Origin of the sequence: Pseudomonas sp. FSL R10-0056 (assembly GCF_009600105.1) — a bacterium.
Taxonomy (GTDB): Bacteria; Pseudomonadota; Gammaproteobacteria; order Pseudomonadales; family Pseudomonadaceae; genus Aquipseudomonas; species Aquipseudomonas bubulae.
The window spans coordinates 40946-60639 of record NZ_WIWL01000112.1 but is presented as its reverse complement, the minus strand read 5'-3'; the positions used below and the strand labels follow the sequence as shown (position 1 = coordinate 60639).

At 59.8% G+C, this 19694-nt stretch carries 17 protein-coding genes and 1 riboswitch; of the genes, 11 read left to right on the top strand and 6 right to left on the bottom strand.

Annotated elements, in window-relative coordinates; genetic code table 11:
* Positions 1-46 precede the first annotated feature (46 nt).
* The 6 genes from GHO42_RS05765 to GHO42_RS05740 all read left to right on the top strand — a co-directional run bounded on the left by GHO42_RS05765 (position 47) and on the right by GHO42_RS05740 (position 6139).
* Positions 47-1204, top strand: coding sequence for a DUF1624 domain-containing protein (locus tag GHO42_RS05765; RefSeq protein WP_095019176.1), 1158 nt, complete (start codon positions 47-49; stop codon positions 1202-1204).
* 33 nt (positions 1205-1237) lie between these two features.
* A riboswitch (cobalamin riboswitch) is annotated at positions 1238-1436 on the top strand.
* Between the two features lie 115 nt (positions 1437-1551).
* Complete coding sequence (locus GHO42_RS05760) at positions 1552-2565, top strand: ABC transporter substrate-binding protein (protein WP_095000244.1); 1014 nt, start codon at positions 1552-1554, stop codon at positions 2563-2565.
* Positions 2562-3578 carry an iron ABC transporter permease gene (locus GHO42_RS05755; protein ID WP_133144611.1) on the top strand — a complete coding sequence of 339 codons (1017 nt, stop codon included), beginning with the start codon at positions 2562-2564 and terminating at the stop codon, positions 3576-3578. Before GHO42_RS05760 ends, GHO42_RS05755 begins: the two co-directional genes overlap by 4 nt.
* The gene (locus GHO42_RS05750; protein WP_133144610.1) at positions 3575-4336 is read left to right on the top strand and encodes an ABC transporter ATP-binding protein; all 762 of its coding nucleotides are present in this window, start codon (positions 3575-3577) and stop codon (positions 4334-4336) included. Before GHO42_RS05755 ends, GHO42_RS05750 begins: the two co-directional genes overlap by 4 nt.
* Positions 4337-4358: 22 nt before the next feature.
* Entirely contained in the window at positions 4359-4799 is a 441-nt protein-coding gene (locus GHO42_RS05745; protein WP_095000247.1) for a pseudoazurin, read from the top strand.
* The gene (locus GHO42_RS05740) at positions 4796-6139 is read left to right on the top strand and encodes an OprD family porin (protein WP_130871492.1); all 1344 of its coding nucleotides are present in this window, start codon (positions 4796-4798) and stop codon (positions 6137-6139) included. Before GHO42_RS05745 ends, GHO42_RS05740 begins: the two co-directional genes overlap by 4 nt.
* Before the next feature lie 61 nt (positions 6140-6200).
* On the opposite strand, the gene GHO42_RS05735 is transcribed toward GHO42_RS05740, so the two are convergent.
* The 3 genes from GHO42_RS05735 to GHO42_RS05725 all read right to left on the bottom strand — a co-directional run bounded on the left by GHO42_RS05735 (position 6201) and on the right by GHO42_RS05725 (position 8982).
* Entirely contained in the window at positions 6201-6665 is a 465-nt protein-coding gene (locus GHO42_RS05735; protein WP_095026266.1) for a copper chaperone PCu(A)C, read from the bottom strand.
* 29 nt (positions 6666-6694) lie between these two features.
* Positions 6695-7300 carry an SCO family protein gene (locus tag GHO42_RS05730; RefSeq protein ID WP_016780913.1) on the bottom strand — a complete coding sequence of 202 codons (606 nt, stop codon included), beginning with the start codon at positions 7298-7300 and terminating at the stop codon, positions 6695-6697.
* Between the two features lie 278 nt (positions 7301-7578).
* The gene (locus GHO42_RS05725) at positions 7579-8982 is read right to left on the bottom strand and encodes an MFS transporter (RefSeq protein ID WP_095000251.1); all 1404 of its coding nucleotides are present in this window, start codon (positions 8980-8982) and stop codon (positions 7579-7581) included.
* A 124-nt stretch (positions 8983-9106) separates the two neighbouring features.
* Here GHO42_RS05725 and GHO42_RS05720 point away from each other — a divergent pair, with 124 nt between their 5' ends.
* The 3 genes from GHO42_RS05720 (at position 9107) to GHO42_RS05710 (ending at position 13080) form a co-directional block, all read left to right on the top strand.
* Positions 9107-9766, top strand: coding sequence for a metalloregulator ArsR/SmtB family transcription factor (locus tag GHO42_RS05720; protein ID WP_095000252.1), 660 nt, complete (start codon positions 9107-9109; stop codon positions 9764-9766).
* Positions 9767-9856: 90 nt separating this feature from the next.
* Positions 9857-11557, top strand: coding sequence for a lipid IV(A) 4-amino-4-deoxy-L-arabinosyltransferase (gene arnT / locus GHO42_RS05715; protein WP_095019940.1), 1701 nt, complete (start codon positions 9857-9859; stop codon positions 11555-11557).
* Positions 11554-13080: a glycosyltransferase family 39 protein gene (locus tag GHO42_RS05710; RefSeq protein ID WP_153326043.1), complete on the top strand. Its 1527-nt coding sequence runs from the start codon at positions 11554-11556 to the stop codon at positions 13078-13080. The genes arnT and GHO42_RS05710 overlap by 4 nt, the downstream gene beginning before the upstream one ends.
* Positions 13081-13175: 95 nt before the next feature.
* Here GHO42_RS05710 and pssA read toward each other — a convergent pair whose 3' ends face one another.
* The 3 genes from pssA to GHO42_RS05695 all read right to left on the bottom strand — a co-directional run bounded on the left by pssA (position 13176) and on the right by GHO42_RS05695 (position 17025).
* Positions 13176-14519: a CDP-diacylglycerol--serine O-phosphatidyltransferase gene (gene pssA, locus GHO42_RS05705; RefSeq protein WP_133144608.1), complete on the bottom strand. Its 1344-nt coding sequence runs from the start codon at positions 14517-14519 to the stop codon at positions 13176-13178.
* Between the two features lie 163 nt (positions 14520-14682).
* Complete coding sequence (locus GHO42_RS05700; protein ID WP_153326045.1) at positions 14683-15819, bottom strand: glycerate kinase; 1137 nt, start codon at positions 15817-15819, stop codon at positions 14683-14685.
* Positions 15820-15927: 108 nt separating this feature from the next.
* The gene (locus tag GHO42_RS05695; protein WP_095000255.1) at positions 15928-17025 is read right to left on the bottom strand and encodes a sugar diacid recognition domain-containing protein; all 1098 of its coding nucleotides are present in this window, start codon (positions 17023-17025) and stop codon (positions 15928-15930) included.
* Between the two features lie 158 nt (positions 17026-17183).
* Here GHO42_RS05695 and GHO42_RS05690 point away from each other — a divergent pair, with 158 nt between their 5' ends.
* Both GHO42_RS05690 and rarD read left to right on the top strand, forming a co-directional pair.
* Positions 17184-18497 (top strand): MFS transporter, encoded by a 1314-nt coding sequence (locus GHO42_RS05690; RefSeq protein ID WP_153326047.1) that lies wholly within the window; start codon positions 17184-17186, stop codon positions 18495-18497.
* A gap of 203 nt (positions 18498-18700) precedes the next feature.
* Positions 18701-19585, top strand: a complete 885-nt coding sequence (gene rarD, locus GHO42_RS05685) for an EamA family transporter RarD (protein WP_133144606.1) — start codon at positions 18701-18703, stop codon at positions 19583-19585.
* Positions 19586-19694 lie beyond the last annotated feature (109 nt).

Genomic DNA, 19694 nt, shown 5'->3' with positions numbered 1-19694 from the left:
ATACAGTATCGGTACTTTATAACATTCCCTTGCCAGCGACCCTTCAATGACCCTCCCTACTCCCCCCTTGAATCAGCGCCTGCTGTCCATCGATGCCCTACGGGGCCTGGTTATCCTCTTTATGCTGCTGGACCACGTGCGCGAGACATTCTTCCTGCACCGGCAAGTAGCCGACCCGATGAATATCGAGATCACCGACCCTGCACTGTTCTTCAGCCGTACCCTGGCCCATCTGTGTGCGCCGGTATTTGTCTTGCTGACCGGCCTGTCGGCGTATCTGTATGGCGAAAAGTATCAGGGCAAACGCGATGTTTCGGCGTTCCTGTTCAAGCGCGGGCTGTTTCTGGTGCTGCTGGAGTTCACTCTGGTCAACTTCGCCTGGACTTTCCAGTTGCCGCCGTCGGTGATCTACATGCAGGTCATCTGGGCCATTGGCGTCAGCATGATCGCGCTTGCCGCCCTGGTGTGGCTGCCACGCCCGGTTTTGCTGATACTTGGCCTGGGAATCATCGCCGGGCACAATCTGCTGGATAACCTGCATTTTGCGGCGGGGTCGATGATGCATGTGCCCTGGGCGATTTTGCATGATCGCGGCTGGATTGAAGTGGGCGACAGCTTGCGCATGCGCACGTCCTATCCGGTGTTGCCGTGGATCGGCGTGATTGCTCTGGGTTATTGCCTGGGCCCCTGGTTCACCCGCTCCACCCCACCAGCCCTGCGCCAGCGCTATCTGTTGCTGGCGGGCAGTGGCGCCCTGCTCGGCTTTATGCTGCTGCGTTTGTTCAATGGCTATGGCGAAGCCCCCTGGGCAAGCCATGACTCCGCCATGCACAGCGTGATGAGTTTTTTCAATATCACTAAATACCCGCCTTCGCTGTTGTTTCTCGCCTTGACCCTGGGTGTGGGCCTGTTGCTGTTGCTGACGTTTGAGCGGGCACAACAGCGCAAGTGGATCAGCACCCTGGCCGTGTTTGGCGCAGCCCCGATGTTTTTCTATCTGTTGCATCTGTATGCACTCAAAGTGCTGTACCTGGCCAGTGTTGCCCTGTTTGGCTTGAATCAGGGCAACTATTTCGGTTTCGACAGTATCGGGGCGGTGTGGTTAACGGCCGTGCTGCTGGCCATTTCGTTGTATTTGCCGGTGCGCTGGTTCGCCAGCTTAAAAGCCCGCCGGCGGGATATCACCTGGCTCAAGTATTTCTGATTCTGACGGCGCCCCCCTTTGCCCAACAGGATCGATTATCATCTCGCCGCCGGTCCCCCCTAGCGGGGGGTTAAAAGGGAATCCGCAGTGCTTTTACAGCACCCAACGGAACTGCCCCCGCAACTGTAGATGACGAGCCTGCTCCAAGATTGCCACTGGGATACCCCCCGGGAAGGCTGGAGCAAGCGATGACCCATCAGTCAGGAGACCTGCCGGCAAAGTCCACAAACTAACCGGCGGGGTGTCCGGGGAGGCATCCTGCTTTGTACTGTTGCTGCAGCAGTACCCGATGATGCATTCCCGTCCGTGCACCTGTGCCCCGTGTACGATCAAATGGAGATTGCATCATGCTGTTGCACCGCGTTGTTACGCTCATGGTCACGCTGGCCTTGCCGGCCCTGGCCCATGCGACCCCCACGCAATACCCCCTGACCCTGCAGAACTGCGCCACCCCGCTGACGTTTGAGCATGCCCCCAAAAGCGCGGTAACCATTGGCCAGGCCGGCACCGAAATGCTCTATGCCCTGGGCCTTGGTGACAGGCTGGTGGGTACTTCTTTGTGGTTCAACGATGTCCCCGTGCAATACAAGGCACAGAACGACAAGGTTGAGCGCCTGGCCGACAATGACCCGAGCTTTGAAGCCGTCATTGGGAAACGCCCGGAGCTGGTGGTCGTGCAGCTGGAGTGGATGGTGGGGCCGCAGGGTGTGGTGGGCACCCGCGAGCAGTTTCACGAACTGAAGATACCGACTTACCTGATGCCTTCTGACTGCGAGGGCAAAGACAACCTGGTTGGCGCCGACGGCACGCGCATGCAGCCATTCAGTATCGACACTGTCTACAAGAGCATCAGCCAGCTGGCAGAGATCTTCGATGTGCAGGCGCGCGGTGAACAACTGAACAACCAGCTCAAGGCGAGCCTGGAAAAATCCATTGCCTCGCTCAAGGGCAAGGACCTGAGCGCCACCAGTGCGCTGTTCTGGTTCTCCAGTGCGGACATGGATATCGACCCATATGTTGCCGGGCGCAAGGGTATCCCCGACTTTATGCTCAACACCCTGGGCGTGCGCAATGTGGTGGAGTCCGATGAAGAATGGCCAACTGTCGGCTGGGAAACCCTGGCCAAGGCCAACCCGACATTTTTGGTCATCGCGCGCATGGATCGCCGACGCTTCCCGGCGGATGACGTCGAGAAAAAACTTGAATTCCTGCGTACCGACCCGGTAACCCGCAATATGGATGCCGTGAAAAACAACCGCATCATTGTCCTCGATGCCCACGGGATGCAGGCCAGCCTGCGCCTGTTCGACGGCATCGAAACACTCGCAACTGCGATCAGCCGCCACGACCTGCCTAAATGACTGCACGGTTGATCACTGCCTTCGCCGCCTGTATAGCACTGCTGCTGGCTGTACTCGCCGGGGTCGCTATCGGTGAAACTCCGATCGCACCCGATGTGGTGCTGCAGGTACTGGCCAACAAACTGTGGGGCGCCGGGCATGCACTGGACCCGATCGACGAAGGCATTGTCTGGAACTATCGCCTGACCCGAGCCCTGGTGGCCGCAGCCTGCGGTGCGGGGCTGGCCATCTGCGGCGTGGTATTGCAGTCCTTGCTGCGCAACCCGCTGGCCGACCCCTACCTGCTGGGCATTTCTGCCGGGGCGTCCACAGGTGCCGTTGTGGTCGCGGTGCTTGGCCTGGGCGCCGGGGCCATTTCACTGTCGGCCGGGGCCTTTGCCGGGGCGATTTGCGCCTTTGCCCTGGTTATTCTGCTGGCACGGGCCAGCGGGCCCTCCGGTGTAAGTGCCCAGATCATCCTGGCAGGCATTGCCGGTTCTCAGTTGTTCAACGCAATCACTGCCTTCCTGATCACCAAATCGGCCAGTTCCGAGCAGGCTCGCGGGATCATGTTCTGGTTGCTGGGCAATCTCAGTGGCGTGCGCTGGCCTTCGGTATGGCTGGCAGTGCCTGTAGCGGTGCTGGGGCTGGTGGTGTGCCTGTGGCATCGACGGGCGCTGGATGCATTCACCTTTGGTGCGGACTCTGCGGCCTCATTGGGTATCCCGGTGCGCCGGGTGCAGCTATTGCTGATCAGTTGTGCGGCGCTGGTGACGGCGGTGATGGTGTCGATTGTAGGCTCCATCGGTTTTGTCGGGCTGGTCATTCCCCACGCCGTGCGCTTGCTGGCCGGTACCGGGCATGGCCGCCTGCTGCCCGTCAGCGCCCTGGGCGGGGCCTTGTTCCTGATTGCCGCCGATGTGCTGTCACGCACCTTGATAAAAGGCCAGGTGATTCCCGTCGGCGTGGTCACTGCCCTGGTGGGCGCGCCCGTATTTGCGCTGATCCTGATCGGCCGGAGACATGCACGATGACGGTACTGAGTTGTAGCAACCTGAGTTACCGCGTGGGTGATGCCCAGCTGTTGCAGGGCATCACCCTCAGTGTGCAGCGCGGCGAAACCCTGGGGATAGTCGGGCCCAACGGCTCCGGCAAGTCCACATTGCTCAAGCTGCTGGCCAACCTGCGGGTGCCCGGCCAGGGCCAGGTTTTACTGCACGGGCAAGCGCTGCGCAAAATGAGCCAGCGCAACATTGCGCAAACCCTGGCGGTGGTCGAGCAGCATGCCGACACCCACGACAGCATTGGCGTTTTTGATGCCGTCGCGCTGGGCCGTACACCCTGGCTGTCGGCGCTAAGCCCGTGGTCAGCCGGGGACACGGCCATTGTCGAGCAGGCACTGGCCGATGTGGATGCTACGCATCTGCGCAACCGTACCTGGCGCGGGCTCTCGGGTGGTGAGCGACAACGCGTGCATATCGCCCGGGCCCTGGCCCAGCGCCCGCAAATCCTGTTGCTGGATGAGCCCGCCAATCATCTGGATATCCAGCATCAGCTGGCCATATTAAAAACCATACATGCCCTGCCCGTGACCACCCTGATCGCCATGCACGACCTCAATCAGGCCCTGAGCTGTGATCGCCTGGCGATTCTTGAACGTGGCCGCTTGATGGCGCTTGGTAAACCCCTTGAAGTCCTGACCACGCAACGGCTGCAGAGCACATTCGGGGTACAGGCGCATTACCTGACTGACCCTTTTGACGGCGCGCAGATCCTGCGTATGTGCGTTTGAATACTATTTAAGAGAGCCACCCATGCGTATTTCATCCCTTACCCTGCTGCTGACCACTGCCCTGCTCTGTACTTCGGCACTGGCACAAACCCACGAAGTGAAAATGCTCACCCGCAGTGCCACGGCCGGTATGGTCTATGAACCGGATTACCTGCAGATCGCCCCCGGCGACACGGTCAGGTTCATCCCCACACAAAGCGGCCACAATGCGGCCACACTGCCCGGACTGCTGCCTGAAGGTGCGCAACCGTTCAAGGGCAAGATCAACCAGGAGGTAGAGCAAACCTTCAGCGTGCCCGGCCTCTACGGCATTCAATGCACCCCGCACCTGGCCATGGGCATGGTCATGCTGATTCAGGTGGGCGAACCTTCTGCCGAGCCCCCGGTGCTGCCCGCCACGTTACCCAAACGCGCACTGGACCGTTTGACTGCTGCACTGCAACAGCAGCAGGTGGCGAAATGAGTGCCGTGGGTACGCGCTCCGCGATCCTGATCGCCCTCGCCAGCCCCCTGGCCGTGGCGGAGTCGGCCCAGGAGCAAGCCAAGGGCTTTATTGAAGACAGCACCTGGAGTGTGGTCAACCGTACGGTCTACGACAGCCGTGAGTATCGCCACGGAGCCAGCAACAGCGGCGCACGCAATGCCTATAAATCGCGCTCCGATCGCAATGGCTATGCCGAAGAGTGGGCCTACGGCTTGATGGGCACCTTGCAATCAGGCTTTACCCAGGGCCTGATCGGTGTCGGGGTGGATGCCCACGCCTATATGGGCCTCAAGCTGGACAGTGGCGGCGGTCGCGCCGGCAAGGCCCGCCTGCTTGGGCTGGACAACGACGGCTACCCCAAGGACAACTACGGCCGGGGTGGCGTGGCGCTCAAGCTGCGTATGTCAAACACGGTGCTGTCCTGGGGCGAGCAGCGGGTCAAGACCCCGGTGTTCAGCTCATCCGACAGCCGCTTGCTGCCGGAAACGGCCACGGGGGTGTTCCTCACCAGCAACGAGTTCAATGCCCTTAAAATGGTCGGTGGGCATTTCACCGAAAGCACCGACCGCAATGCCAGCAGCCACAATCAGGGCTTTGTGGTCAATTATTCCAATGGCCCCAAAGGCAATGCATTCGACCTGGCCGGGCTGGTGTATACCTCGAGCAAAAACCTCAGCGCCAGCCTTTACACCTCGCGCTACGAAGACACCTGGAACCAGCATTACCTGGGCGCCGTCTTCAGCCACGCGCTGGATGAAAACCGCTCGCTGTCGCTGAACCTCAACCTGTACCGCACGACCGATGAAGGCAAGGCGCTGTCGGGCAATATCGATAACACCACCTGGAGTTTGCTGAGCACCTATGCCCAGGGCCCGCACAGTTTCAGCGTGGGCTATCAGAAAGTGCATGGCAACACGCCATTTGATTATGTGACACGGGGCGCGATTTTCCTGACCAATGCGGTCCAGCTATCTGACTTCAACGCACCTAACGAACAATCATGGCAAGCGCGTTACGACCTGGCGATGACACCCTGGGGTATGCCGGGGCTGGTGTTCAGCGCAGCGTATGTGCGAGGTAGCCAGATTGACGGCAGCCATGTGGATCCGCGGGGCGGCTATGCGTACCTGGGCTATGGCAAAGGCGGAAAGCACTGGGAACGGGATCTCGAAGCGCGCTATGTGGTGCAGAGCGGTGCAGCCAAGGGCACCATCATGTCATTGCGACATAATGTCCATCGCGGCAATACCGCACAGGCCGAACTGGATGCGGACCAGATACGCCTGGCGGTCGAATACCCGCTGACGGGCCGGTTTTAGGTAAACCAACCGTAGCAGCTGCCGAAGGAACGAGGCTGCTGCTACGGCGTTTAACTGCGAATCAGTGCATCGAACCATGATCGTGGTGCATCGGCATGCTATTGAGTGCACGCGCCTCGGCCTTCACCTCAATCTGTTCCTTGACCCCTTTGCTGTCTTCAACAATAAGGGTCAAAGGTACCTGGTCACCGGCTTTGACCTGATTGACCAGGTCAATCAGCATCACATGGTAGCCCTCAGGTTCGATGGCCACGCCCTTGCCCGCCGGTAGCGCTACCGATGTCACTGGCTGCATGCTCATCACGTCGTTTTGCATCTTCGATTCGTGGATCTGTACGGTCTTGGCTACCGGAGAACGGACTTCAACCAGCTTGCTGTCGGTGCTCGAAGTAATGTGCATAAAGGCACCGGTCGAAGGCTGACCGGCCACGGTGGCGCGCACCCAGGCATCATCAACAACGGTTTGCGCAGAAACGTGCAGGCTCATGCCCAGCAGTGACAACAGTAGATACTTAACAGGCTTCATAGGGTTGGCTCATTCCAAAGTGCACAGGATTAGCAGACTGACATCACGGTGAGCAGGTCTTCGGCACACTGCTTGGCTGACAGTGAAGGCGACAGGCCAAGACGCAACACACCACGGGAATCGAAAACGAAACTGGTTGCGGTGTGAGACAGGGTGTAAGAGTCACCGGTAGGGATCTTCTCGTAAAACACCTTGAATTCCTTGGCCGTAGCCGCGGTTTCTTCCAGGGTGCCGGACAAGGCAATAAAGCTCGGGTCAAAGGCTTTTACATAGGCATCAAGCATCGCCGGCTTGTCGCGCTCCGGGTCCAGGGTGATAAACACCACCTGCAAGCGGTCGCCGTCGGGGCCCATCATTTTCTTCGCCTGGGCGGCACGGGCCAGGGCGGTCGGGCACACGGCCGGGCACTGGGTAAAGCCGAAGAAAATCATCGGCATCATCCCGCGAAAACTACCCAGCATCATCTCGTTGCCTTGAGCATCCCTGAGCTTGAACTTGCGCCCGAGGATTTCATTGCTGAGGTCTTTGCCGTACTTGTATGACAAACCGCTGCCAGGGTCGCAACCTGCGATCAAGCCCAGGCTGAGCAAGCCAAGACCGGTGACTACGCGGCGGCGAGTCAGTAAATCATTCATGTCAGGTTCCTTTAAGCGGCCTTTTCCAACGGAAAAGGCCTTTAACCTGCGTATTATCAGGCAGGTGTGTACGCTGCCCGATGCCAGGAGTGACCGGCTTGGCGCGCACGATTGCTGTGGGGTAGACGTGTTGCATGGGCGCAGAATTTACCACTGTCGCTAGGCTGTCGCACGGCAGTCACGCCCCTCAATGGTGCACTACAGCGCCGGCAGCCTGTAAAACCGGGGGATGCAGCAATGCCTGCGACAAATCGACACAGGCATGATTTCTGGCGGATTCAGCGCTTTGCACTATGGGCAATCACCTGTCGCACCGTTATAAACAGCAACGCAGACAACACGGCATACAGGCCAAAGAGCCAGGCCGCAGCATTGGCGGCACCCTCCACGCCACCCGGAGCGGATAAACCGGCCATATTGGCAATCATCCCCGCCAGTGCCGCGCCAATCGCCGTGGCAATCAGTTGCACGGTGGTAATGGACGCACCGGCAATGTCCTTTTCGCTTTCAGGCACATTGGCCAGTACTCGGGTAAGCAGATGCGGCCACGCCAGCCCGATCCCTGTACCGACGCCGATCATTGCCAGGGAAACGCCGGTCAGGCTGATCAATGAACTGCCGCTTTGCGGCACACAGACAGCCGCCAGTGCCAGCCCAGACACCACAAATACGGGGCCGCAGCAGATTGCCCGGTTGGCAGATGCCAGCGCCATGCCGCTGCTGTAAAGCGCACCAAGGGTCCAGCCGCCCGCCATCAGTGCTGCAATATAGCCCGCCACCAGCGGGGTTTGCAGATGCAAAACCTGCAAGAAGTACGGTACAAACACTTCGCTGGTCATGCCAATGACCATCAGGCTCATCGACAGATAGATCGGCAATAGCGCACTGCCAGGGCTCAGGCTGTGCTTGGGCAACATGCGGTGCCTGTCGCTGCTTTCAACACGGTACACGGCATACAGCAGTACCAGCCCGATCACCAGCCCAAGCGCGTTATACAGCGGCGATGGCTTGATGCTGCCCAGGGCAATCGCCATCACCACGCCAGTCAACAGCAACAGTTGCAGCCAGGGCAAGACCAGACGAGGTGATGCCTCGGCGCTTTTTCCGGGCAGCATGGCCCAGGCCAGCAGCATAAACAGCAGGGTCACCGGGATCAGTGCCCAGAATGCTGCACGCCAGGCATCGTACTGCGCAAACACCCCGCCAACGGCCGGGCCAATCAAGGTCGCGGCGCCCCACATTCCTGAAATCAGGGCCATTGCCCTTGGCCACAGGGTTTGGTTGAACACCAGTCGGATCATTGAATATGGCAGGGCAAACAACAGTCCGCCGCCAAGGCCTTGAATGGTGCGCCCCAACACCAGCACGGCCATGTCAGGGGCGCTGCTGCACACCCCGCAACCCAGCGCAAAGACCAGCCCGGCGAGGCTATACGCGAGCCTGGGGCCAAGGGCCGACAGGCATTTGGCCGACACTACCGAGCCAATGATCGAGGCCACCACAAACAGTGTGGTGTTCCAGGCGTAGTAATCCAGCCCGCCGATATCCTTGACCACCGAGGGCAAGATGGTTGTCACCAGATACACGTTGATGGCATGCAACGCCACTCCGCCTGCCAGTGCCACCGATCGCAGCCCGTTGCGGCCCCATAGCAATGCCGACCATCCCGATGCCGTTGTCATTTCCCTTCCTTGAGTTCCATTTCGATGCAATCAGCCTATTATAAAAGCAAATGCTTTGGTAATTATTTATCCTCCAGGCGGTATGATCCCCCCATAAACCTCATTACCCTGATGGCTTTGTTCTATGCTCGCGACTGACTCCCCTGATGCTGCACGCAACAACGGTGCCACTGCCGAGCGGATCCTGTTTCTGCTGAAAACCCGCGGGCCGCTGAAAACCGCGGATCTTGGGGCAATGCTCGATATCACCCCGGAAGCTGCGCGCCAGCAGGTCCAGAAGCTGGTAGACGGCGCCATGATCGTTGGCTGCCTGATGCCGCCGGTTGGGGCCGGGCGCCCTTCGCAAAAATGGGTGTTGACCGATGCCGCTCAAGCCAGATTCCCCAATACCCATGCGCAGCTCACGGCGCAGTTGATTGATTCAATCAAGCTGATCTACGGCAATGAAGGGATCGACAAAGTGGTCGAGAGCATGGAACTGGCCAATACCCGCGAATACGTTGCAGCCTGTGAGCAAGGGCGAAACCTGCAAGAGAAAGTTCAGGTGCTGGTGGCCATACGCGACAGCGCCGGGTATATGGCGAGCATGGAAGCTGAAGGCGAGAACTGGCTGATCATCGAAAATCACTGCCCGATCTGTGTTGCAGCGCAGCAATGCCAGGGCTTTTGCCGGGCAGAGTTGCAAGTGTTCCAGGCGGCCATCGGGGACTCGGGGCAGGTTGAGCGAACAGAACACATGATCACAGGCAGTCGCCGTTGCGTGTATCGGGTAACCCCTGCTTGACGCGCATTTTTTTCACATAGGCTTCACCTCTCCGCCACTTCCTCCCGATTAACGTGCTGGCCATAACTTACGTCGATAACAGGCGCGCAGATGGAAAGCATGGCTGGCGTTGTACCTTGCAATACCCGCACTCGAGGTGTTGAGCGCTGGGCAATACCCGGTTTGATCCTGGCTTTTGTCGTATTTTATCTTTTGCCGCTGATGAGCCACGGCTTATGGATACCTGACGAAACCCGCTATGCCCAGATCAGCCAGGAAATGCTCCATAGCGGCAACTGGGTAGCCCCACACTTTATGGGCTTGCGCTATTTCGAGAAGCCGGTTGCCGGTTACTGGATGATCGCCATCGGGCAAGCTGTATTCGGTGACAACCTGTTTGGTGTGCGGATCGCCTCGGCACTGAGTACCGGGCTGAGTGTCTGGCTGGCATGGCTGATTGCCGGGCGCCTGTGGCATGACCCGCGCAAGCGTTTTGCCAGCGCACTGCTGTATATGAGTTTTGGACTGGTGGCCGGGCAAGCCGGCTATGCCAACCTCGACCCGCAGTTCACCTTCTGGGTCAACCTCAGTCTGGTAGCACTCTGGTATGCCTTTGACAGCACCACCCGCCGCGCGCGCATCGGTGCCTGGGCCGTGCTGGGCGTGGCCTGCGGCATGGGCTTTATGACCAAGGGGTTTCTGGCCTGGTTACTGCCCGTGTTGATCGCCGCTCCCTATGCCTTGTGGCAGCGGCGCGTCAAGGAAGTGCTGAGCCATGGCCCGTTGGCGATCCTTGTCGCAGTGGCTGTCTGCCTGCCGTGGGCGCTGGCGATCCACCATCAGGAACCGGACTTCTGGCAGTTTTTTTTCTGGAACGAACACGTACGCCGTTTCAGCGCGGCCGATGCACAACATACCCAACCCTGGTGGTTCTACCTGCCGATCCTGTTGGCCGCCAGCCTGCCCTGGGCGGCCTTGCTGCCGAAAACCCTGATGGATGCCTGGAAACACAAGCGCCAACCTGCGATCGGCTTTCTGCTGTTGTGGATGCTGCTGCCACTGGCCATCTTCAGCATGAGCAAGGGCAAGCTGCCCACCTACATCATGCCGTGCCTGCTGCCTTTGGCGCTGCTGATGGGCCGAGCCGTGGTTTCATGGATTGAACAGGCAAAGGGCCGCACCCTGCGTATCAACGGCCTGTTGAATGTGCTATTGGCGGTTGCCGGCCTGGTTGGACTGGCTTACCTGCAATTCAGTCGCCCGGTGTATGAGAACACCGAGGTGTTCAGCCTGTCTCTGGCCTATATCGTGTTGCTGGGCTGGCTGCTTAGCAACGCCCTGCAAGCCCTACGCCCGCTGCTGCTGTGGGCAGCACCTGCGATGGGCATGGGTGTGCTGGTGGCGCTGTTGCCCGCTGCGATGCCGGGAGTGATCATCAACAGCAAAATGCCCGATCAGTTTATTGCCGAGCATGTACAGGAACTGAGTCAGGCCCGCACGCTGCTCAGCAATGACCTGGGCGCGGCATCGGCCCTGTCCTGGCGCCTGGGTCGGCCTGATATCACGCTCTATAACAGCACCGGAGAGCTTAAATATGGTTTGGGTTATGCCGATTCAGCCGGGCGTCAGGTTGATATGGATAGCATCGATCGCTGGATGAAGGAGGCACGTTTACGCGGCTCGGTCGGCGTGGTCATGCGCGCTCATTCGGCACTGGAAACCCACGAAGTCGAGCTGCTGCCGCTGGGTGGCAAGCGCTACGAACGCGGTGATCTCGCGATTTTCATCTTTCCCAAGGTTCAGCCTGAATGACTCTGATCAAACGCTGGAACAGCGAGCAAAAAGGCTTGCTGGTGTTGTTGGCCGTATCTGCCCTGCTCTTGTTGCTGGGCCTGGGTTCACGGGAGCTCTGGGGCCCGGAAACCCGCTGGGCCAATATCGCCCTGCAGATGCTGCAGAGCGGTGATTACCTGGATCCTTATCTGAAAGGCTCGCCCTACTACGACAAGCCCCTGCCCTCGTACTGGCTGATCACGGCAACCGCAAGCTTGATGGGTGGCCTGGGCAACTGGTCCTTGCGCCTGTCATCCGTTATTGCCGCCTGGCTAAGCGTGTGGCTGGTGTACCTGCTCGGCGAGCAGTTGTTTCGCAAGGGCACCGGGCTGATCGCTGGCTGGATGCTGGCCACGACCTTCTACTTTGTATTCTGGGCGCGGGTGGCCACGGCGGACATCCTTACGGTGTTCGGCTTGCTGGCGGCAGTCTGGTGGTACTGGCGCGGCCCCGATGACACCCGTCTGAGCCGGTACTGTGTGTTTTTCCTGTTGCTGTCCCTGACCTCGCTGCTCAAGGGGCTGATCGGTTTTATCCTGCCAGGGCTGGTGCTGTTGCCTCATCTGCTAAGTGAACAACGCTGGAAGCGTCATCTGAACCTGCGTTTGCTCCTCGCCCTGGTGGTTGCCGGGGCCGTATATATGCTGCCCTTCGTGCTGTCCCACCTGTATGGCGCGCCCACCTATGGCGAAAGCGGGCTGGAACTGGTGCTACGTGAAAACGTGGTGCGGTTCTTCAACCCCTTTGACCATATGGGGCCGATCTACACCTACCTGATCTACTTGCCGGCCTACACCCTGCCCTGGGCACCATTCTGGATGATCGGGCTGTGGGTGGCCGTACGTCAATGGCGGCATATCGAGCCCAATACGCGGTGGCTGGTGTGGGGGCTGGGTTTGCTGTTTGTATTTTTCACCGCCAGCGGCAGCCGGCGCAGTTATTACGTGTTGCCGCTGGTGCCGTTGGCCCAGCTGCTGGCGGCCTGGTGGGTGACCCAGCGCATGGCGCAAGGCAAAACCAACCCGCGCCGCTGGAACATCGGTTTCGGCATGAGTGCGACGTTACTGCTGTTGGTGCTGGGGGTGTTCTATCCGTGGTCCAACGGCGGCGGCGGGGTTATCCAGTTTGGCCAGGATGTGAAAGCGCGGGCCAGCCAGCAGGCGCCCTGGGATCAGTGGCGCATGGTGATGATTGATGTCGACAACAAACTGCCCATGTATGTGCAGAATGAAGGCGAGCCGTTCTTCTATATCGACCAGAGCCAGGATTACCCTCGCGATGGCGACAGTGCCGGGTTAATGGCCTGGCTGGACAAAACCAGCGGCCAGCATTTCAACCCGCAACGTACGCTGATTTTTGCCCAGTACCGCAGTGGCGATCCCCTGCCCCTTGGCTACTTGAGCATGGATCACCAGACCCTCACCAGCCAGCCGGACAATGGCGACCGGTTGTTGCACAAACGCGAAGGTGGCAGCGTGGTGTATATCCCGCAATTACCCTGACCATACCCTGTGGGAGCGGGCTTGCTCGCGATAGAAGCGACGCACCTGTCACGGCGCGTCGATGCAATCGCGAGCAAGCTCGCTCCCACCGGTACTCAGAGAATTCGGTAGAGCAGGCGTTCGATCCGTACCCGGCTTACGCGACGCAGGAACTTGGCCACCGCTGGCGGATAATCAGCCAGGGTTTCCAGGTCCTTGAAGTTGTCGATACGTTGCGTATGGGCAAAGATAGCCTCCAGCTCCTTGCTGCGCGGCTCCAGCAACTCACGGCGTGGGTCGTCGATCAACAGGCCGTTTTCCAGATCCAGGCGGAATGCCCGTGGATTGAGGTTATTGCCGGTCAGCAAGGTGTAGCGGTCATCCACCCACATGCCTTTAAGGTGGTAGGTGTTGTCACCTTCGCGCCACAGATGCAGGTTCAACAGACCGTTGTCGATCATGCGCTGATGGCTCTTGGCGAAGCGGCGCAGGCTCAGCTCATACAGATACGGCAGCGCTGCGATAACCCGAAACGGTTCGCTCGGCGGGATATAGAAGTCGTTGGCGGTCTTGTCGCCCACCACGATATCAATCCGCACTCCACGTTCCAGAGCCCGGTTGATTTCACGAGTCACCGGCAATGGCAGGTTGAAGTACGGGGTGCAGATGGTCAGCTGTTGCTGGCTGCTGGCGATCAGTTCACAAATAACCCGGCTCAGCTGATTGTTTTTACCCACCCCCAGTAGCGGGCTGACCGACAGGCCAAAGTGGCCGACAGTCCCGGCGCTGGTATCGTAGCTGGCTTTTTTAAGGTGGCTGCGAAAGTCCCCGATAGCGCTGCGCAGGCTGCGAGTGGTAGGCAACGTGGGCAGGTCGAGGCGATGCACGGCCTTGCTCTCGATCAGATCATGCTGGACAAAGTGCTGCATGCTGTCAGCCAGCGGTTTGTTGTGCAGCAGGTGGTAACGGTCGAAGCGATACTTGTCGAGCTTGTGCAGGTACACGTTGTTCAGGCTTGCACCGCTGTAGATCACGCAGTCATCCACGATAAAGCCCTTGAGATGCAGCACCCCGAACAGTTCGCGGGTCTGCACCGGCACGCCATAAATCGGCACTTGGGTGTCGTGGGCTGCGGTTTGTGCCTGATACCAGGCCGCGTTGCCGGGCTGTTTGCCTGCACCGATCAACCCGCGCTGGGCGCGCAGCCAGTCAACCACCACGGCAATTTCCAGCTCGGGGCGCGCGGCCTTGGCGGCGTGCAGGGCATCGAGGATCTCCTGCCCGGCTTCGTCCTGTTGCAGGTACAAGGCCACCAGCGTGATGCGATGGCGTGCACCTGCAATCTGCTCCAGCAGGCAGCGGCGAAAATCCGCAGGGCTGGGCAAGATGCTCAGCGCATCGGCGGACAACGGAAAGCTGCGCAGTTTAGGCAGCGAGGAGCGTTTGAAGAGCGACGGCATAGGGCTCGCTAAGGGTCGAATGCGAAGAGCCGCAAAGCTTACACGATTCTGTGATGTGTAGCCTCAATGCGGGAGCTGGCTTGCCTGCGATGCAAACGACGCGGTCGGTCTGGCAAACCACAGCGATGCTTTCGCGAGCAAGCCTGCTCCCACAGGGGGGTATTTAACCCCGGGCCAGGATCAGCAACCGCGCAATATCCCGCGCCCGGTCGGTGAGCAATGGCGCTGCCCGGGCGCAGGCGTCCTGCAGAGTCATCGGGCCGCTGGCAATTGCAAATGCCGCGTTAATGCCGTGCTCATACAGCGCCTGATACCCCTCGCCCAACGTGCCGGCCAATACCACCACCGGGACCCCTTCAGCGCGGGCGATGCTCGCCACGCCAAAGGGGGTTTTGCCGCGCAGGGTCTGGGCATCGAAACGGCCTTCACCGGTGATCACCAGGTCAGCGCCCTTCACCGCTTCTGCCAACCCTACAAGCTCGGCCACTACTTCAACCCCGGCGCGAAACTGCGCGCCGAAGAACGCCTTGGCAGCAAACCCCAGCCCGCCGGCAGCGCCCGAGCCCGGCTCGTGGCGCACATCCTTGGGCAGCACGTTTGCACAGTGATCGGCAAAGTGCCCCAGCGCCTGATCCAGCAAGCGCACCTGTTCGGCGGATGCGCCTTTTTGCGGGCCGAAGATTGCCGAAGCACCGTGTTCGCCACACAGCGGGTTGTTGACGTCGGCGGCAATTTCAAAGCGTACTTCGGCCAGGCGCGGGTCCAGGTCTGACAGTTCGATACGCGCCACATGGGCCAGCGCCAGGCCGCCCCGCGGCAGGTGATTGCCCTGGGCATCGAACAAGCCCAGACCCAGGGCCTGCAACGCGCCTGCCCCGGCGTCGTTGGTTGCACTGCCGCCGATAGCCAGGATCACCCTGCGGGCACCGGCGTCCAGGGCAGCCTTGATCAGTTCGCCAGTACCGAAGGTGCTGGTGATGCAGGCATTGCGCTGCTCCGGCTTGAGCAGTTGCAGGCCGCTGGCTTCGGCCATTTCGATGATGGCTGTGTGGCTGTCCGGCAGCCAGCCCCAATGGGCCTCGACCGGCGCGCCCAGAGGGCCTTGCACATGATTGCGGCGCAACTGGCCATTACCGGCGGCGACAATCGCTTCGACCGTGCCTTCACCACCATCGGCCATCGGGCATTTGACCAACTGCGCGTGGGGCATGGCATCAGCCAGACCGGCAGCGATCGCATCGGCGACTTTTTCGGCACTCAGACTGTCTTTGAACGAGTCGGGGGCAATCACGATTTTCATGGGGCGCATCTCCAGTTCTTATGCCATCCATGCTGCCAGTAACCGGGCATAAACACGCCAGTCGGGCGCACAAGCAATCACGGGCTTTGTTGTTCATTTGGACAATGCTCAGCTCTGGGGCAGTAACTGCACCCCCAGATAAAGAGCCAGCATGCCATTGAGGCTCAAGGGGTCGACGCCGCTCAATTCCGCGATGCGCTCCATCCGATAACGCAGGCTGTTGCGATGAATCCCCAGTGCATCGGCGCAGGCCTGGCTCTGGCCGTCGTGCTCGCACCAACTGCGCAGTGTGGTAATCAATTGGCCATTGGCGTCCTTGGCCACTACTTTGTGCAGCGGGCCGAGCAGTTCTTCCAATGCATCATCATTGCGATGGCGCCACAACATTACCGGCAAGCGATAGCGATCAAGGGTTAACAACCGGGTGTGCGGTAGCACATCACGGCCATAGGCCAGCAAATCCCCCACCCGGCGGTAACAGCGGCGCAACCCCTTGAGCGCATCGGCCTGCCCGCCCGCAGCAATGCGCAATACCTGCCAGCCTTGGCCGTCGAGCCTCTCCAGCAAACGCAGATCATCCAGTGCAGCGGTTGCAGGGCGGCACCACAGCAGGGACCCGGTTGCCGGGCACACACACCAGCTGTCCGGGTAGCGTGATTGCAACCAGGCACTCAAAGCCTCGGCACTTTGTCCCTTGCCCAGCTCGAACAGATAGGGGATGCGAGACAGCTGCGGCTTGAGCCCCAGCTGCTGGGCCTCATCAATCAGGCGCGGGGAGTCACCGCCCTCGCTGAGCAGCAAAGCCACCAAGTCATCACAACGCTGGCGTCGCCATTGTTGCTCGGCCTGCTGAAAGCGCTGGCCCACCAGCATTTCAGCGGTCATACGCACCAGTTCGGCATAGGTGCGCAGCAGCTCGGGCTCGCCAGTCAGGCCCAGCACCCCGATCAGTCGCTGGTCGAGCAGCAGTGGCAAGTTGATACCCGGCTGCACGCCCTTAAGGCATTTGGCCGTTTGTGCGTCGATTTCCACCACCCGTCCATTGGCCAGCACCAATTGCGCCCCTTCGTGCCGGGTATTGATACGCTCGGGCTCGCCACTGCCCAGGATCAGGCCCTGGCTGTCCATAACGTTTACGTTGTAAGGCAAAATGGCCATCGCACGGTCAACGATGTCCTGCGCCAAATCGTGGTCCAGTTCAAACATGGGGTGACTATCCTTGGGTACATTTGTTCACGGGCACAGAGCGCTTGGCGAAATGCTGTGCGACAGCACAAAGACAGCAGCGTTGTGGTGACCGAGACTCAAGCTGCGGTCAACGTTACCCCTGGATCGTGAAAAAACATAATAAAGAGAGACATAAGATGTCACAGAGCGCCACCGCATCGCTGATCAGCGATGACGATAAAAACGCCATCTACAAACGCATCACACTGCGCTTGATTCCGTTTATTTTTATCTGCTATCTGTTCAATTACCTCGACCGGGTAAACGTTGGCTTTGCCAAATTACAGATGCTTGACGCCCTCAAGTTCAGCGAAACGGTCTACGGCCTGGGTGCCGGGATCTTCTTTATCGGCTACGTCTTGTGTGGCGTACCGAGCAATCTGGCCCTGACCCGATTCGGCCCCAGGCGCTGGATTGCAGTGATGATGATCAGTTGGGGCACACTGTCGACCTGCCTGATGTTTGTCACCACGCCTACTGGCTTCTATACCCTACGCCTGCTGACCGGCGCGGCTGAAGCGGGCTTTTTCCCGGGCGTGGTGCTGTATCTGTCGCAGTGGTTCCCGACGTTTCGTCGTGGCCGGATCATGGCGCTGTTCATGTGTGCCATTCCTGTTTCGGGCTTGATCGGTGGGCCGTTCTTCGGCTGGATCCTCAGCCACTTCGCTGCAGGCCAGGGCGGCCTTGCCGGCTGGCAGTGGATGTTCCTGCTGCAAGGCGTGCCTACAGTGTTGCTGGGCGGCCTGGCGATCTACCTGCTAAGTGACAGTTTTGCCAACGCCAAATGGCTGGGTGCCCACGAGCGGGCCGTACTGGAAGCCGACCATCGCCTGGACGCGGACAGCAAGCCGGCCTCTTCCACCGATTCGCTGCTGGCAGTGTTCAAAAACCCGGCCATCTGGGCCTTTGGCCTGATTTACTTCTGCATCCAGAGTGGCGTGTACGCGATCAACTTCTGGCTGCCGTCGATCATCAAGAACCTGGGTTTCAGCGACACCCTGGTGATTGGCTGGATCAGCGCCATTCCCTACCTGCTGGCAGCGGTATTTATGCTGCTGGTCGGGCGCTCGGCAGACCTGCACAAAGAGCGGCGCTGGCACCTGGTGGTGCCGATGCTGATGGGTGCGCTGGGGCTGGTGATTGCGGTGAATTTCGCCACCCAGCCGGCCATAGCGATTCTGGGCCTGACCATTGCCACCATGGGTGCACTGACCGGTTTGCCGATGTTCTGGCCGGTACCGACGGCGATGCTCAGCGCAGGGGCGGCCGCAGGCGGCCTGGCACTGATCAACTCAATGGGGCAAATGGCCGGTTTCCTCAGCCCGTATCTGGTGGGTTTTGTCAAAGACGCCACCGGTTCCACTGACGTGGCGCTGTACTTGCTGGCAGCGGTCATTGTGGGTGGCAGCCTGCTGGCACTGCGCATGACCCGTGGAATCAAAAACGCATAATCAAGCACAACCTGTGGGAGCCGGGCTTGCCCGCGATGGCAACACCGCGGTCTGACAGACAGACCGCGGCGTCTGCATCGCAGGCAAACCAGCTCCCACTGATTATCTGGCGCCCACAATCAATCAAGCATTTGCCCTGCAGCTCGCAGAGCCTCAAGCTACGCACTTCTAATAATCAAAATGCGTGTTTCAACGAGGCTGTTGTGTCCAAAGGTATTGTTCTGTCTGTTATGGCATCGAGCCTGTTCGGTGTCATGTATTACTTCACATCCCTGCTCTGGCCCTTGAGCGGCGCCGAGATCTTCGGCTGGCGGATGCTCCTGACCCTGCCCTGCATGACCCTGTTCATGTGTTTTTCCGGTGATTGGCGGCTAGTGCCGGTGATTTTCTCGCGGCTGCGCCAACAACCGAAATTCCTTGCCGTGCTGTTGGCGTCCAGTGCCCTGGTGGGCGTGCAACTCTGGTTGTTTCTGTGGGCACCGCTCAACGGCCACAGCCTGGACGTTTCGCTGGGTTACTTCCTGTTGCCGCTGACCATGCTGCTCACCGGGCGCCTGGTGTATGGCGAGCAGTTGTCCCATCTGCAAAAAATCGCGGCTGCGCTGGCAACCCTGGGGGTTGCCAACGAGGTGTATCGAGTGGGTGGGTTCTCCTGGACCACATTGGTGGTGGCCATCGGGTACCCCTTGTACTTCGTGCTGCGCAAGCGCTCAGGCACCGACAACCTCGGCGGCCTGTGGGTCGACATGTTGCTGTTGATGCCGGTGGCCTGGTGGTTTGTGCAAAGCGGCGAACAAGGCTTTGATGTGGCCAGCCATCGCCCGGCACTGTACGCGCTGATTCCGGTTCTGGGAGGCATCAGTGCCCTGGCCCTGATCAGCTATATCCTCGCCAGCCGCATGCTCGCATTCAGCCTGTTTGGCCTGCTCAGTTATGTCGAACCGGTATTGCTGGTGCTGGTGGCGTTACTGCTGGGTGAAAGCATCAGCGCCGGGCAATGGCTGACCTACCTGCCGATCTGGCTGGCCGTGCTGGTGTTGATTTTTGAAGGCTTCAAGCATCTGGTACGCCAGCGCCGTTCTGTGTAAACAGTGGGAGCGAGCCTGCTCGCGAAGGCATCACTGCGATTTCCTGCAATGCTCGCGTTGCATGCTTCGCGAGCAGGCTCGCTCCCACAATCTGCCCTTTTGCACCGTA

Excerpts from the sequence above, each read along its gene's own strand:
- GHO42_RS05765 (WP_095019176.1), top strand. The coding sequence starts at position 47 with ATGACCCTCCCTACTCCCCCCTTGAATCAGCGCCTGCTGTCCATCGAT.
- GHO42_RS05760 (WP_095000244.1), top strand. The coding sequence starts at position 1,552 with ATGCTGTTGCACCGCGTTGTTACGCTCATGGTCACGCTGGCCTTGCCG.
- GHO42_RS05755 (WP_133144611.1), top strand. The coding sequence starts at position 2,562 with ATGACTGCACGGTTGATCACTGCCTTCGCCGCCTGTATAGCACTGCTG.
- GHO42_RS05750 (WP_133144610.1), top strand. The coding sequence starts at position 3,575 with ATGACGGTACTGAGTTGTAGCAACCTGAGTTACCGCGTGGGTGATGCC.
- GHO42_RS05745 (WP_095000247.1), top strand. The coding sequence starts at position 4,359 with ATGCGTATTTCATCCCTTACCCTGCTGCTGACCACTGCCCTGCTCTGT.
- GHO42_RS05740 (WP_130871492.1), top strand. The coding sequence starts at position 4,796 with ATGAGTGCCGTGGGTACGCGCTCCGCGATCCTGATCGCCCTCGCCAGC.
- GHO42_RS05735 (WP_095026266.1), bottom strand. The coding sequence starts at position 6,665 with ATGAAGCCTGTTAAGTATCTACTGTTGTCACTGCTGGGCATGAGCCTG.
- GHO42_RS05730 (WP_016780913.1), bottom strand. The coding sequence starts at position 7,300 with ATGAATGATTTACTGACTCGCCGCCGCGTAGTCACCGGTCTTGGCTTG.
- GHO42_RS05725 (WP_095000251.1), bottom strand. The coding sequence starts at position 8,982 with ATGACAACGGCATCGGGATGGTCGGCATTGCTATGGGGCCGCAACGGG.
- GHO42_RS05720 (WP_095000252.1), top strand. The coding sequence starts at position 9,107 with ATGCTCGCGACTGACTCCCCTGATGCTGCACGCAACAACGGTGCCACT.
- arnT (WP_095019940.1), top strand. The coding sequence starts at position 9,857 with ATGGAAAGCATGGCTGGCGTTGTACCTTGCAATACCCGCACTCGAGGT.
- GHO42_RS05710 (WP_153326043.1), top strand. The coding sequence starts at position 11,554 with ATGACTCTGATCAAACGCTGGAACAGCGAGCAAAAAGGCTTGCTGGTG.
- pssA (WP_133144608.1), bottom strand. The coding sequence starts at position 14,519 with ATGCCGTCGCTCTTCAAACGCTCCTCGCTGCCTAAACTGCGCAGCTTT.
- GHO42_RS05700 (WP_153326045.1), bottom strand. The coding sequence starts at position 15,819 with ATGAAAATCGTGATTGCCCCCGACTCGTTCAAAGACAGTCTGAGTGCC.
- GHO42_RS05695 (WP_095000255.1), bottom strand. The coding sequence starts at position 17,025 with ATGTTTGAACTGGACCACGATTTGGCGCAGGACATCGTTGACCGTGCG.
- GHO42_RS05690 (WP_153326047.1), top strand. The coding sequence starts at position 17,184 with ATGTCACAGAGCGCCACCGCATCGCTGATCAGCGATGACGATAAAAAC.